The sequence below is a fragment of the Nonomuraea sp. NPDC004580 genome (genome assembly GCF_040609855.1).
Taxonomy (GTDB): domain Bacteria; phylum Actinomycetota; class Actinomycetes; order Streptosporangiales; family Streptosporangiaceae; genus Nonomuraea; species Nonomuraea salmonea.
On record NZ_JBEXLH010000044.1, the window covers coordinates 60,261 to 76,144 of the forward strand.

General features: G+C 74.7%; 4 protein-coding genes. 2 read left to right on the forward strand and 2 right to left on the reverse strand.

Annotated features, from left to right (window positions below):
• The first annotated feature begins 11 nt into the window (after positions 1-11).
• Entirely contained in the window at positions 12-1,118 is a 1,107-nt protein-coding gene (gene vioD, locus ABZW11_RS33180) for a capreomycidine synthase (protein ID WP_355425791.1), read from the forward strand.
• Positions 1,111-2,139, forward strand: coding sequence for a guanitoxin biosynthesis L-enduracididine beta-hydroxylase GntD (gene gntD / locus ABZW11_RS33185; protein ID WP_355425795.1), 1,029 nt, complete (start codon positions 1,111-1,113; stop codon positions 2,137-2,139). Before vioD ends, gntD begins: the two co-directional genes overlap by 8 nt.
• A gap of 52 nt (positions 2,140-2,191) precedes the next feature.
• Here the strand turns inward: gntD and ABZW11_RS33190 are convergent, their stop codons facing one another.
• Together ABZW11_RS33190 and ABZW11_RS33195 are read right to left on the reverse strand one after the other, a co-directional pair.
• Entirely contained in the window at positions 2,192-15,649 is a 13,458-nt protein-coding gene (locus tag ABZW11_RS33190; protein ID WP_355425798.1) for an amino acid adenylation domain-containing protein, read from the reverse strand.
• Positions 15,646-15,884, reverse strand: a 239-nt coding sequence (locus tag ABZW11_RS33195) for a phosphopantetheine-binding protein (RefSeq protein WP_355425801.1), incomplete at its 5' end; no start/stop codon positions are given. The genes ABZW11_RS33190 and ABZW11_RS33195, both read right to left, overlap by 4 nt.

Sequence of the window (15,884 nt, forward strand, 5' to 3'; positions counted from 1 at the left end):
AGAGGCGCCCGATGAGATACGAGTCCGCTGCGCTGGAAGAGTGGATGCGGCTCTACTACTTCTCGGCCGAGATCGACATCGGCAGTAGCGGGGTCGAGGACTACTCGCTCGCCGACCTGCGCAGGCTGCTCGGCATCGAGCCCGGGGAGCTCGACGCGATCATGCTGCGTGACAGCACCTCGCTGGGCGGCGCGGAGGTGCGCGCCGCCGTAGCCGACCGCTGGGGCACCGGGGATCCGGAGCGCGTGATGGTCACCCACGGCGCCAGCGAGGCCATCTACCTCGTGCTGAGCACGCTGCTCGACCCAGGTGACGAGATCGTCGCGCTGGAGCCGTCCTACCACTCGCTCACCTCCGTGGCGCAGACCCTGGGCTGCGCCGTGCGCGGCTGGCCGCTGCGCCCGGAGGACGGGTACGTGCCGGACCTGGGGCTGCTCAGGCGGCTGATCAACGACCGCACCAAGGCCGTCGTCGTGAACTTCCCGCACAACCCGACCGGCGCCACGCTGGCCCCGGCGCAGCGTGACGAGCTGGTCGCCGTCACCGCGGACGCGGGCGTGCACCTGGTGTGGGATCAGGCGTTCCGCGAGCTGACCCACGGCGGCGAGCCGCTGCGCGACCCCGGGCACGACCATCCGCGGGCGATCTCGATCGGCACCCTGTCCAAGGGGTACGGGCTGCCCGGCCTGCGGGTGGGCTGGTGCCTCGCCGACCCGGACCTGCTGGGCCGCACCCTGCATCTGCGGGACCGGATGACGCTGCACCTGTCGCCGCTGGTGGAGTTCCTGGCCACCCGGGTGGCGCGGGGCGCGGACCTGCTGCTGGCCGGCCGGCTGGCGCAGGCGCGGCGCAACCTGGAGGTGCTGCGGCAGTGGATGCGCGACAACGCCGACGTGGCCGACATGGTCGAGCCGCGCGGCGGCGTGTGCGCCTTCCCCCGGCTGCGCGGCCACGATGACACCACCGAGCTGTGCCACCGCCTGGCGCGCGAGCACCAGGTGCTGCTGGTGCCGGGGGCCTGCTTCGGCGATCCGGCCAGGGTCAGGCTCGGCTTCGGCGGTCCGGCCGAGCCGTTCGCACGCGGGCTCGACCTGCTGGGCAAGGTGCTGCATGTTTAGGATCCGGCTGGGCGCCGCCGACCTGGAGGAGATCGGAAGCCTCGTCGGCGAGCTGCGCCGCTCGTACGCCTCGGCCGAGGACCCGCGCTTCCTCGCCACCGCCACGACCCATGCCCAGGAGCTGCCGCGCGGCCTGCGGCACGGGCTGAACGAGTTCCGGCTGCGCGAGCCGGACGCGGTGTGCGTGATCGGCGGCTATCCGATCGACGACGAGCGCATCGGCCCGACCCCGGCCCACTGGAAGGACTGCGTCGGCCGCACCACCACCCCGGAGGAGGACTTCTACTTCTTCCTGTGCGCGTCCCTGCTCGGCGACCCGATCGGCTGGGCCACCCAGCAGGAGGGCCGGCTGATGCACGACGTGTTCCCGATCAAGGAGCACGTGCGCGAGCAGCTGGGCTCGGGCAGCGAAGAGCTGCTCACGTGGCACACCGAGGACGCCTTCCATCCGCTGCGGACGGACTACGTGGGCCTGATGTGCCTGCGCAACCCGGACGGCGTCGAGACGACGTACGCGTCGGTGGACGACGTCGAGCTGCCGCCCGAGGTGGCCGAGGTCATGCGGCGCGAGCACTTCCCCATCAGGCCCGACCTCTCGCACCGCCCCGGCGTGAGCGGGCGGCGGGACGCGGACGACGACGAGACGCGGCGGCTGCTGGAGCGCAGCTACGACTGGATCGCCGCTCTGGAGGCGGATCCGGCGCCCATCGCCGTGCTGTTCGGGCATCCGGATCAGCCGTACCTGCGGCTCGACCCCTACTTCATGGACCCGCCCGGCGACGCGGAGGAGGCGGCGGCGCTGGAGGCGACGGTCGCCGCGATCGACGCGGCCATCGGCGGGTACGCGCTGCGGCCCGGCGAGATCATCTTCCTGGACAACTACCGCGCGGTGCACGGCCGCAAGCCGTTCACCGCCAGGTTCGACGGCACCGACCGCTGGCTCAGGCGGCTGAACATCTCCCGCGACCTGCGCAAGTCCAGGGGCAGCAGGCTCAGCGCCGATTCGCGCGTCATCTACTGACCGATCTCCCCCAAGGAGCCGGCCGGGGCACGCCGCCCCGGCCGGCTCCTTTTCACCGCGTGCCGTCCAGCCCCAGCCAGGCGGACGCGGCCTGCCACACCTCGGCCAGCACGTCGGGCCGGTTCATGTCGTTGTGCTCGCACGGCAGCCTGACCTCCGTGATCTCCCCGGAGACGTAGGGCCGCCAGCGCTCGGTGGTGGGCTCGTCCTGCGGGCGGCCGTGCTCGGCGACGACCAGCAGCAGGTCGCCGTCGAAGGTGCCGTAGTCGTGGGTCCTGCCAATGGTCAGGTTGTTGTGGAAGACGCGGGCGAAGCGCACCAGCTCGTCCTCGGTGACCGCGCCCAGGACGTCGCCGGCGTGGCGGCGTACGACCTCGGTGAGCCGCTCCAGCTCGGCGTCCGCGTCCTCCAGGCCGGCGTCCGGGTCGTGGCCCGCGGGGAACTGGTCCAGGACGATCAGCGCGGCGATCTCCTCCCCCTCCGCGCGGAGCTGGACGGCCATCTCGTGCGCGACGATCGCGCCGTACGACCAGCCCAGCAGGTGGTAGGGGCCGCTCGGCTGGGCGGCGCGCAGGCGCTCGATCGACGTCCGCGCCGCCTCGCGGACCGAGCGCGACAGCTCGCTCTGCCCGTCCAGGCCGCGCGACTGCAGGCCGTAGAGCGGCATCTCGGCCGGCAGGACGCGGCCCAGCGGGCCGTATCCCCAGCACAGGCCGGCGGCGGGCGGCAGGCAGAACAGCGGCGGGCCGTCGCCCTTGACCCGCAGCGGCAGCAGGACGTCGAAGGAGTCGCTCACCGCTGACATGCTCAGCCGTTTCATCAGGTCGGCGGCGCTCGGGGCGGCGAACAGGTCGCGCACCTCGACCTGCACGCCGCGCTCGCGCAGCCGCTCGACCCACGCCACCGCGAGCAGCGAGTGCCCGCCGAGGGCGAAGAAGTCGTCGTGCACGCCCACCTCGGGCACGCCCAGCACCTCGGCGAAGGCGTCGCACAGGATCTCCTCCAGCATGAGCCCGGCCGAGCTGCGCTCCCCCGCCGTGTACTCGGGGGCGGGCAGCGCCTTGCGGTCGAGCTTGCCGTTGGGCATCAGCGGCATCCGGTCGAGCGGCACGACCGCGGCCGGCACCATGTAGCCGGGCAGCCGGTCCCTCGCGAGCCCGCGCAACGTCTCACGCAACTCATCCCCGATCCGCTCGTCAGCGCTTTCGGAGGGGACCACGTAGGCGATCAGGCGGCGGTCTCCTGGGGTGTCCTCTCTGACGACCACCACGGCCTGGGCGACCGAGGGGTGCGCGGCCAGGAGGGCCTCGATCTCGCCCAGCTCGACGCGGAAGCCGCGGATCTTGACCTGGTCGTCGGTGCGGCCGAGGAAGCGCAGGTCGCCGTCCCTGCTCCACCGCACCAGGTCGCCCGTGCGGTACATGCGCGCGCCTGGCCCGCCGTACGGGCAGGGCACGAAGCGCTCGGCGGTCAGGCCGGGCCGCCCGAGGTAGCCGCGCGCGAGGCCGGCGCCGGCGATGTACAGCTCGCCGGCCACGCCGGGCGCCACCGGCGCGAGCCTGTCGTCCAGGACGTACACCTGCGTGTTGCCGATCGGGACGCCGATCGAGGTGGCGTCCGGCCGGTCCTGGGTGAGCGCTCCGGCGGTCGACCAGACCGTGGTCTCGGTGGGGCCGTACAGGTTGGTGAGGGCGCCGGCCCGGTCCAGGAGGGCGCGGGCGAGGTCGTCGGGCAGCGCCTCGGCGCCGACGAGGACGCGGACGCGCGTCCAGTCCACCGGGTCGCCGTCGTCGGCCAGCAGCCCGCGCCACAGGCTGGGCGTGGCGTGCACGGTCACGCCGCCGCCCGCGTCGACGGACTCGTCAAGGGACTCACGGACGAGCGCGCGCAGCTTCCAGGGGTCGAGCACCTGCTCCTGCGCCGCCATGACCAGCCGCGCGCCGGTGAGCAGCGGCAGGTAGAGCTCCAGCCCGCCCATGTCGCAGCCCACGGTGCTGACCGCCGCCAGGTGGTCGCCGGGGGCGAGCGGCACCAGGTCCCGCATCGAGGTCAGGAAGTTCACCACGGCCCGGTGCTCGACGAGCACGCCCTTCGGCCGCCCCGTCGAGCCGGAGGTGTAGATGACCCACAGGGGATGCTCGGGCAGCAGCGGCGCGGTGCGCTCGCCCTGGGCCAGGGGCGAGCCGTCCAGCGCGGCCACCTCCGCCGCCGACGCGGGATCGTCGAGGACGAGCACGGGCACGCCGTCCCGGCCGTCCGGTGAGATGCCGAACCCGGGCAGCCGCTCGCGCAGGTCGTCGCTGGTCAGCAGGCACACCACGCCCGCGTCGGCGATCACGTACGCGGTCCGCTCCGACGGATAGGCCGGGTCGATCGGCAGGTACGCGCCGCCGGCCTTGACCACGGCCAGGAGCGCCACGAGCAGGTCCACGCCGCGCTCCAGCACGACGGCGACGACCGTCTCGGGGCCCACTCCCCTGCCGGCGAGGTGGCGGGCCAGCCGGTTCGCCCGCTCGTGCAGCTCGGCGTAGGTGAGCCGGTCCGCGCCGAAGGCCAGGGCGACGGCGTCCGGGGTCCGGCGAGCCTGCTCCTCCAGCAGGCCGGCGACGGTCGCGCGGGGCACCTCGAGCGCCGTGTCGTTCCACTCCCGCAGCAGGCGGCGGCGTTCGACGCCGTCCAGGACGTCCACCTGGCTCAGCCGCAGGCCGGGGTCGGCGGCGAGCGTGTCCAGCACGCGGGCCAGCCGATCGGCGATCATCTCGGCCGTCTCCGCGTCGAACAGGTCGGCCGCCGCCGTCACCGAGCCGCGCAGCCCGGCCGGGGCGCCGCTCGCGTCGAGCACCTCGACCACGCTGACGTCGAGGTCGAACTTGACGACCGCGCCGCCGGTGCCCAGGCCGCCGCCGCCCTGCCGCACGCCGGGCAGGTCGAGGACCGGCGCGGCGGTGTTCTCCAGCAGCAGCACCACCTGGAACAGCGGGTGGCGGGCCAGGGACCGGGCCGGCGACAGCTCCTCCACGAGCCGTTCGAAGGGCACGTCCTGGTGGGCGAACGCCTCAAGACCCGTCTCCCGCACCCGGCTCAGCACCTCGCGGAAGGCCGGGTCGCCGGACAGGTCGGTACGCAGCACGAACGTGTTCACGAAGTAGCCGACCAGGTCGTCGAGCGCCTCGTCGCCGCGCCCCGCCGCAGCCGACCCGATGGGGACGTCGGTGCCGGCGCCCAGCCGCGACAGCAGGACCGCGAGCGCGCCGTGCAGCACCATGAACATCGTCACGCCCTCGGCGCGGGCCAGCTCCAGGAGCCGCGCGTGGGTGGCGGCCGGGATGTCCAGCGGGACGCGGACGCCGCGGTGACCGGCGACGGCGGGGCGCGTCCTGTCCGCGGGCAGCGGCAGCTCCTCGGGCGCGCCGGCCAGCGCGCCGCGCCAGTAGGCGATCTGGCGGGCGATGACGCTGTCCGGGTCGCCGGCGTCGCCGAGCAGGTCGCGCTGCCAGAGCGTGTAGTCGGCGTACTGGACGGGCAGCGGCGTCCAGCCGGGCGGCCTGCCCTCGCGCCTGGCCGCGTACGCGGTGGAGAAGTCCCTGGCCAGCGCCGACCACGACCAGCCGTCGCCGGCGATGTGGTGCATGACCACCACCAGCACGTGCTCGGCCGGCCCTGTGCTGAACAGCGACATGCGGATCGGCGCCTCGCGCGCCAGGTCGAAGGCGTGGCGCTCGGCCTGGGCGGTGGCCGCCGCGAGGTCCTCGAGCGCGACGTCGCGGAACTCGGGCTCCCAGTCGAGGTCGTCGAGGTCGAGGACCTTCTGGTACGGCTCGCCGCCCACCACGTGGAAGACCGTGCGCAGGGTCTCATGGCGTTGGAGCACGTCGCCCAGGGCGGCGCGGAGCGCGTCGCGGTCCACCTCGCCGTCCATGCGGACGGCGGCCGGGATGTTGTAGGCGTCGCTGGGTCCTTCGAGCTGGGCGATGAACCACAACCTGCGCTGCCCGTACGACAGCGGCACCAGCTCGGGGCGTTCCCTGGCGGCGAGCGGCGGGCGGCTCCTGCCCGCGCTCGCCAGCCTGACCGCGAGCCCGGCCACCGTCGGCGCCTCGAACAGCTCGCGGATCTCGATGTCCACGCCGAGCACGGCGCGGATGCGGCTGACGAGCCGGACGGCCAGCAGCGAGTGGCCGCCGAGCTGGAAGAAGTCGTCGTCCACGCCCACCCGCTCCAGGCCGAGGACGTCGGCGAAGGCCGCGCACAGCAGCTCCTCGCGCAGGTCGGCGGGGCCACGGCCGTCGCCGGCCGCCGTGGCGCGGCCGGGGGCGGGCAGGGCCTTGCGGTCGAGCTTGCCGTTGGACATGAGGGGCAGCTCGTCCAGCTCGACCACCGCCGCAGGGACCATGTGGCCGGGCAGCCGGGCGGCCGCGAACGTGCGCACGTCCTCCGGCTCGACGCCCTCGCCGGTCACGTACGCGACCAGGCGCCGGTCGCCGGGGACGTCCTCGCGCGCCACCACGGCGGCGCCGGTGACGCGCGGGTGCGCGGCCACGACCGCCTGGACCTCGCTGGGCTCGACCCGGAAGCCGCGGATCTTGACCTGGTCGTCGGCGCGGCCGGCGAAGAGCAGCTGCCCGTCGGGGGTCCAGCCGGCCAGGTCGCCGGTACGGTACATGCGCCCGCCGTACGGGCAGGCCACGAACCGCTCGGCGGTCAGCCCCGGCCGGCCGACGTAGCCGCGGGCCAGCCCCTCACCGGCGGCGTACACCTCGCCGAGCGAGCCGGCGGGGACCGGTCGCAGCCAGCGGTCGAGCACGTACAGGCGGGTGTTGGCGACGGGCCGGCCGATGGGCACCGCGCCGCCCGGCGTGAGGCGGGTGGTGGCCACGCCGATCGTGGTCTCGGTGGGGCCGTAGTGGTTGAACACCCGGCGCTCGCCGGCCGCCGCGAGCAGATCGCTGACCCACGGCTCGGGAGCGGCCTCGCCGCCCAGCACCAGCGACCTGGCGGGCAGCACGTCGGCGAGACGGCCGTCGGCGCCGAGCGCGGCCAGATGGGAGGGCACCGCCTTGAGGTAGTCGATGCGGTGCTCGCTCAGGTAGGGCGCCACGGCGGTGCCGGCGTCGAGGACGTGCAACTGCCCGCCGTGGGCGAGGCTGGCGAACATGATCGTGTTGCCCAGGTCGGTGGCCTGGCCCTGGAGGACGGCGTAGCGGGCGCCCGGCTCGCCGAGGCCGACGGCGCCGGGCACGTGCGTGACGTAGTTGGCGAGCCCGCCGTGGGTGACGGCCACGCCCTTCGGCCGGCCCGTCGAGCCCGAGGTGTAGATCACGTACGCGACGGCCTGCGGGGGGACGGCGATCGCGGCCGAGCCGCGCGGCGCCGCGGCGATCTGGGCCGCGACCAGCGGATCGTCGAGCGCGAGCGTGCGGATCCTGGCGACCGGCAGCTCGTCCAGGATGTCCGCGGTGCCGAGCAGCAGCGCGGCGCGGCTGTCGGACAGCAGGTACACGATCCGGTCGGCGGGCTGCTCGGGGTCGATCGGCAGGTACGCGGCGCCCGCCTTCCACACCGCGAGGATGGCCGTCACCACCTCCACGCCCCGGGGCAGGCACAGGCCCACGACCGACTCGGCGCCGACGCCCTGGGCGGTCAGGTAGGCGGCCAGCCGGGCGGCCCGCTCGTCCAGTTCGGCGTACGTGAGCCGGGTCGCGCCGCCCACCACCGCCACCTCGCCCGGCGTGCGGGCGGCCTGCTCCTCGAACATGCGGACGACCGTGCGGTCCGGGATCTCCGCCGCGGTGTCGTTCCACTCCTCCAGCAGGCGGCGCAGCTCGTCCTCGCCGAGCACCTCGACGGCGCGCAGCGGCACGTCCTGCGCGTCATGCTCGGCCTCCAGCGCCGTCACGAGGTTCTTCAGCGCGGTCATGACGAGCCCGCCGACGGCGTGGGGGTCGATGGGCGCCACGGCGTCCACGGCCAGGCCCATGCCGTCGCCGTCGTCGTCCACGGCGACGGTGAGGGGATAGTTGTTGACCGGCCTGGTGTAGGCGACGCGGACGCCGCCGGCGTCCGCGTCCGGCTGACGGTCGGGGGCGGCGGTGTTGTGGCGGTAGTTCAGCAGCGAGGTGAACAGCGGGGCGTCGGCGGGCACGCCGCTCGCGCGCTGGGCCACGGCCAGGGGGGCGTGCTCGTGCTCCAGCAGCGCGGCGAGCTGGTCCCGCATGGCGGTGACGGCGCCGGTCACGCTCGTCCCGCCGTCGCCGAGGCGGACCCGTACCGGCAGGGTGTTCATGAACAGGCCGAGCGCGCGGTCGGCGCCGGTGCCGGCGTTCATGCGGCCGAACAGCACGGTGCCGAAGACGACGTCGTCGCGGCCGGACACGGCGGCCAGCACGCGGGCCCAGGCGACGTGCGCGATCGTGGCGGGGCTGGCGCCGAGGCGGCGCGCGACCGCGCGCAAGCGCGCCTCCAGCTCGGGATCGACACGCATCAGCGCCTGCTCGGTCGCGGTGCCGTCGGCGTGCACGTCCACCAGGCCGAACGGGGCGGTCGGCTCGGTCACGTCGCCGAGCAGCCCCGTGAAGTAGCGCTCGTGCTCCTCCCGGGTGACGCCGCCGCGCGCCTGGGCCACGAAGTCGCGGAACGGCACGGGCTCGGGCAGCTCGCCGCCGCGACCCGCGAGGATGGCCGAGACCTCCTCGTACACGGCCTCGAGCGCCATGTGGTCGCGGACGATGTGGTGCATGCGGACCATCGCCAGCCACCTTCCCGTGGCCGGGTCCTGGGCCGCCGTCACGTCCATCAGCGGGGCGCGGGCGAGGTCCATCGGCTCGGCGGCGAGGGCGAGCAGCTCGTCGAGCGCGTCGCCACCCCCCAGGCTCGCCTCGCGTACGGGGAGCTCCGCGTGCCGCCACACGACCTGCACCGGCTCACGCAGGCCCTCCCACACGACCGCCGTGCGGTGGATGTCGTGGCGGTCCACCACCTGCCTCAGCGCCTCGACGAAGGCGTCGAAGCCCTGCCTGGAGTCGCACTCCACCACCGTGGGCGCGGCGTAGGTGTCGCGTCCGCCGCCCGCCATGAGGTGGTGGAAGAGCAGGCCCTCCTGGAGCGGAGCCAGCGGGTACACGTCGGCGACGTTGGCGGCGCCGCCCGTCACGCTCGCCACGATCCGCTCGATCTCCTGGGGGGTCAGGTCCGCCAGCGGGAGCATGTCAGGGGTGATCTCCCGAGCGTCCTCGGGGATGCGGCCGGGCGGCACCTCCACCCAGGGCACCGCCGCCGCGGCGGCCAGGCCGGCCACCGTGGGCCGGTCGAACAGGGCGCGCACCGACACCGCGACGCCGCGCGCCCGCAGGCGTTCGACCAGTGACACGGCCAGGAGCGAGTGGCCGCCCAGGCGGAAGAAGTTGTCGTGCACGCCGACCCGGTCCAGGCCGAGCACGCGGGCGAACTCCTCGCAGAGGATCTCCTCCCGTACGGTGGCGGGGCCGCGGCCCTCGGTCACCGCGTACTCGGGGGCGGGCAGCGCGTCCCGCCTGAGCTTGCCGTTGACGGTGAGCGGCAGCGCGTCCAGCACCACGACGGCGGCGGGCACCATGTGCTCGGGCAGCCGCCCGGCCGCGAAGGCGAGCACCTCGTCCGGCGCGACACCGGCCGTGACACCGGCTCCCGCGGCTGCCGGGACGACGTAGGCGACCAGGCGGAGGTCGCCTGGTCTGTCCTCGCGGGCGATCACCGCCGCCTGGGAGACTTGGGGGTGGGCGGCTACGGCGGCCTGGACCTCGCCCGGCTCGATGCGGTAGCCGCGGATCTTGACCTGGTCGTCCGTGCGGCCGAGGAACTCCAGCTGCCCGCCGGCGTTCCAGCGCACGAGGTCGCCGGTACGGTACATGCGCCCGCCGTACGGGCAGGCCACGAAGCGCTCGGCGGTCGGCCCGGGGCGTCCCGCGTAGCCGCGGGCGACCTGCGCGCCGGCGATGTACAGCTCGCCAGGCACCCCCACGGGGACCGGCTCCAGGCCGCCGTCCAGCACGTACAGGCGGGTGCCGGGCGAGGGCCGGCCGATCGGCACCCACGTGCCCACCTCCTGCCCGGCGCGCACCTCGAAGGTGCAGCAGCCGACCACCGCCTCGGTGGGCCCGTACTCGTTGACCACCACCGACTCGGGCGCCCGCGCCAGCCAGGCGCGCACCTCGGCCCCGGCGAGCGGTTCCCCGCCGACGACCCAGTGGCGCGCGCCGGCCGCGACGTTCCCCGGCTCCTGGCGCAGCAGCGGCAGGTGTCCCGGCACGACCTTGGCGAGCCCGAACCCGCCGCCCTGCTCGCGCACGACCGCCGCCAGCCCCTCGGCCCCGCCCGCCACGCTGACGCGCACGCCGGCGCCGGCCGCGAGCGGCACCCACACGCTGGTCACCGTCAGGTCGAACGCCAGCGACGAGTGCACGGGCGCGCCGCCCGCCACCGCGTACGTTTCAGCCGACCAGGCCACGTAAGAGGCCAGGCCGCCGTGGGTGACCGCCACCCCCTTGGGCAGCCCGGACGAGCCGGAGGTGTACATCACGTACGCCAGCCCGCCCGGCTCGACCCGGGTGCGCACCGGCGCGGGCACGCCGTCCACCGGCCGATCGTCGAGGACCATCACACCCGGCACACCGGACAGGGCGTCGGCGGTGGCGGCGTCGGCGAGCACGGCCACGGCTTGCGCGTCGGCGAGGACGAACCGGATGCGCTCGGCGGGATGCGCCGGGTCGATCGGCAGGTAGGCGCCGCCCGCCTTCCAGATCGCGAGCATGGCGGTCAGCGCCCCGATGCCGCGCGGCAGGCAGAGCCCCACGACCGACTCGCGGCCGACGCCCAGGTCCGCCAGCCGGGCGGCCAGCAGGTTCGCCCGCGCGTCCAGCTCCCCGTACGTCACCTCCACGCCGTCGCAGGTCACCGCGACCGCGTCCGGCGTGGCCGCGGCCCACCGCTCGAACCGCTCCACGACAGGCACGGCCGGCGCCGGGGCGGGCGTCCCGTTCCACTCCTCCAGCACCTGCCGCCTGGCGGCCTGGTCCAGCACCGGCACGCCGGACAGCGCCGCCTCCCGGTCGTCGCGGAGGGCGGTGACGAGGCCGTCCAGCGCGGTGCTCAGCAGCCGGGCCACCAGGCCGGGGTCGATGGGCGCGACGGCGTCCACGGCCAGCGACAGGCCCTGCCCGTCGTCGTCCACGGAGACGGTGAGCGGGTAGTTGTTGCTCTCGCGCGAGTAAGCGACCTTGATGCCTTCGAAGGCGTCCGCTGCCTGACCGTCCTGTCCGGGGTTGTGCCGGTAGTTGAGTATCGAGGTGAACAGCGGCGTCCCGGCGGGCACGCCACCGGCCCGCTGCGCCACCGCCAGCGGCGCGTGCTCGTGGGCGAGCAGTTCGGCCAGCTGCCCGCGCATCGCGGCGACGGCGTCCGCGATCGTGGCGCCCCCGATCCGCGCCCTGACCGGGAGCGTGTTGATGAACGGCCCAGGCACGCGGTCGGCGCCCGCGCCGGCGTTCATGCGGCCGAACAGCACCGTGCCGAACACGACGTCGTCGCGCCCGGACACGGCGGCCACCACGCGGGCGAACGCCACGTGCAGGAGCGTAGCCGGGCTGACGCTCAGCCGGCGCGCGGTCTCGCGGACCCGGCCCGGCAGGCCCTGCGGCAGGTCCAGCTCGGCGCGGACGACGTCCTTGCCGTCGCCGTGCACGTCCAGGACGCCGAACGGCGCGGTCGGGCCGTCCACGTCGCCGAGCAGGCCGGCGAAGAACCGCTCGTGCTCCTCCTCGGTGAGGCCGCCCCTGGCCTGGGCGACGAAGTTGCGGAACGGCAGCGGCTCCGGCGGCTCCTCGCCCTTCATGAACGCCGCGACCTCGTTCATCAAAATCTCCAGGCCGAGGTGGTCCTGGACGAGGTGGTGCACCCGCACCAGGGCCAGCAGGCGGTCGCCGTGCCGGGCGGTGTGCACGTCGAGCAGCGGCGCCCGCCTGAGGTCCATGGCCAGGCCGACGGCGGACACCAGCTCCTCGGGTGCCGCCGGGGCGACCTCCGTGACCGGCAGCGTCGCCGTACGCCACACCACCTGGACCGGCTCGGCGAGCCCCTCCCACAGCACCGCGGTGCGGAAGATGTCATGCCGGTCGATCACGCGCCGCAGGGCCGCCAGGAACGCCTCCAGCCGGGCCTGGGAGTCGAACTCCACGACGGTCGGCGTCACGTAGGCGTCCTCGCCGCCGTCGGCGAGCAGGTGGTGGAAGAGGATGCCGCTCTGCAGCGGCGCCAGCGGATAGACGTCGGCGACGTTGGCGGGGCCGCCGTCCACGGCGGCGACGACCCGGTCCACCTCGTCCTGGGTCAGCCTCACCATGGGGAGCATGGCGGGGGTGATGTGCCGGGCGTCGCCGGGGATGCCGTTGGGGGGTGCGGTGACCTGCTCGTCCTCGGCCGCCGCGGCGAGCCCCGCGACGGTCGGCGTCTGGAAGAGCGCGCGTACGGAGATCGTGACGCCGCGCGCCCGCAGCCACTCGACGAGCGAGACCACCAGCAGCGAGTGGCCGCCGAGCGCGAAGAAGTCGTCGTCCACGCCGACGCCGTCGAGCCCGAGTATCGCGGCGAACCCGGCGCACAGCAGCTCCTCGCGCGCGTTCGCCGGGCCCCTGCCCGCGCCGGTGGCGAACGCGGGGGCGGGCAGCGCCTTGCGGTCCAGCTTGCCGTGCGCGTTGAGCGGCAGCGCGTCGAGGACGACCACGGCCGACGGGACCATGTAGCCGGGCAGGCGGCGGGCCGCGTGCTCGCGCACCTCCTCGGGGACGACGCCGGTGCCCGTCACGTAGGCCACCAGGCGCTTGTCCCCGGGCAGGTCCTGCCGGGCGATCACCGCCGCGTGGCGCACGGCGGGGTGGCCGGTGAGCACGCTCTCGATCTCGCCCGGCTCGACGCGGAAGCCGCGCACCTTCACCTGGTCGTCGGCGCGGCCCAGGTAGTCGAGGTCGCCTTCGGCGTTCCAGCGCACCAGGTCGCCCGTACGGTAGAGCCGCGCGCCAGGGCCGCCGAACGGGTCGGCCACGAACCGTTCCGCGGTCAGCCCCGGCCGGCCGAGGTAGCCTCTGGCCAGGCCGGCGCCGCCCACGTACAGCTCGCCTGGGACGCCGGGCGGCACCGGGCGCAGGGCGGCGTCCAGCACGTGGGCGCGGACGTTGGTGATGGGCCGCCCGATGGGCGGGGTGCCGGTGGAGGTCTCGCCGTACCAGGCGGTGGCGTAGACGGTGGCCTCGGTGGGGCCGTAGATGTTGGCCAGCCGCACGTCCGGCAGCGCCTCCCGGACGGCCGCGACGGCGTTCGGGGTGAGCGCCTCGCCGGCCATGACGACCGTACGAGCCCGCACGTCGAGGCCGTCGACGTCGAGCAGCCGCGAGAACGCCGACGGCACCGCGCTGATCAGGCTCAGGTCCCAGCGGTCACGGTCGGCGAGCGACAGCAGGTCGTCCACGATCTCGATGGAGCCGCCCGACACCAGCGGGCCGAAGATCTCGAAGACCGACACGTCGAAGTTGAGCGAGGTCGAGGCCAGCACCCGGGAGAACTGCTCGCCTCCGAACTCGGCGGCCGCCCACGACAGCAGGTTGCCGACCGACCGGTGCTCGACCACCACGCCCTTCGGCCGCCCGGTGGAGCCCGAGGTGTAGATGACGTAGGCGGGATGCGCGGGGGTCGGCCCACAGGCGGGCGGCTGCGCCGGCATGGCCGCGACGGCGGCGGCGGTGGCGGGGTCGTCGAGGAGCACGCGCGGGGTGGCGCCGGTCCGCTCCTCCTTCGCCGTGGTCAGCACCAGCACCGGCGCGGCGTCCTGGAGCATGAACGCGACGCGTTCGGCCGGGTAGGAGGCGTCGATCGGCAGGTACGCGCCGCCCGCCTTGGACACCGCGAGCAGCGCCACGATCAGGTCGATCCCGCGTTCCAGGGCCACCGCGACCAGCGTCTCGGGGCCCACGCCGCGCTCGGCGAGGAAGTGCGCCAGCCGGTTGGCCCTGGCGTCGAGTTCGGCGTACGACACCTGCGCGCCGCCGCGCACCACGGCCACGGCGCCGGGGGTGCGGGCCGCCTGCGCCGCGAACAGCTTGGGCACCGTCGTCCGCGGCACGGGCAGCGAGGTGTCGTTCCAGGTGGCGAGCAGCCGGCGCTCGTCGTCGTCCAGCAGGTCCACCGCGCCGGTACGGGTCCGCGGGTCGGCGGCCACCTGACGCAGCACCCGCGTCCAGCGGCCGGCCAGGGCGGCGGCGGTGGGCGCGTCGAACAGGTCCGCCGAGGCAAGCAGGGAGCCGCGGATGCCCGCGGGGCGTCCTGCGGCGTCCACGGTCTCGGTGACGCTGATCTCGAGGTCGAACTTCGCCGCCGGCGCGGCCGTCGGCACGCCGTCGCCGTCGTCAGGGGCCTCCGTGGCGGTGTCGAGGGTGAGCATGACCTGGAACAGGGGGTGGCGGGAGAGCGACCTGTTCGGGGCCAGCTCCTCCACCAGGCGCTCGAACGGCACGTCCTGGTGGGAGAGCGCCTCCCATCCTGCCTTGCTGACGCGGCCGAGCAGCTCGCCGAAGCTCGGGTCGCCGGACAGGTCGGTGCGCAGCACGAGCGTGTTGACGAAGAAGCCGACGAGGTTCTCCAGGGCCGCGTCCAGCCGGCCCGCGACGGGCGTGCCGATCGGGATGTCGGTGCCCGCGCCGAGCCTGGAGAGCAGCACCGCGAGCCCGGCCTGCATGACCATGAACGTGGTGGCGCCCTCGGCCCTGGCGATCTCCACCAGCCGCGCGTGCAGGTCGGCCGGGATGTCCACGGTCGCCACGTGGCCGCGGTAGCCGGGCACGTCGGGGCGCGGGTGGTCGTACGGCAGCGGCAGCTCCTCCGGCAGGCCGTCGAGCACGCCCCGCCAGTAGCCGATCTGGCGGGAGATCAGGCTGTCCGGGTCCTGGTCGTCTCCGAGCAATTGGCGCTGCCACAGCGTGTAGTCGGCGTACTGGACCGGCAGCGGCTCCCAGTCCGGGGCCCTGCCGTGGGAGCGGGCCTCGTACGCGGCCGACACGTCACGAGTGAGCGGCTTCATCGACCAGCCGTCGCCGGCGATGTGGTGGATCACCACGACGAGCGTGTTCTCGCCGGTGTCCGTCACGAACAGCCACGCCCTGATCGGCGGCTCCCCCGCCAGATCGAACGCGTGCCGGCACGCCTCGTCCACGGCGCTGCCGAGCGCGCCGTGCGCCACCTCCCGGACGGTCAGCTCCCACTCCAGCTCGTCCACGGGCAGGACGTGCTGGTACGGCTCGCCGCCCGCCACGGGGAACACCGTGCGCAGCGCCTCGTGCCTGGCCATGACGTCCAGGAAGGCAGCTTGGAGTGCTCCCGGGTCCACGTCGTCGGCCAGGCGGAGGGCGATCGGGATGTTGTAGGTCGCGCTGGGACCTTCGAGCTGCTGGATGAACCACAGCCGACGCTGCGCGTACGACAACGGGATCATGAACGTTCCTCCTGGTCACGCATCGGCTGCAAAGGGGGTCTCACAGTGGGCCGCTGATCGCCCAGCCGCTGCGCGACGCCCGCCACGGTCGGCGACTCCAGCAGCACGGGCAGCGGCAGTTCGATGCCGAGGTCGGCACGGATCCGGCTGATCAGCCGTACGGCCAGCAGCGAGTGGCCGCCCAGGTCGAAGAAGTCGTCGTCCACGCCGACCCGGTCCAGGCCGAGGACGCCGG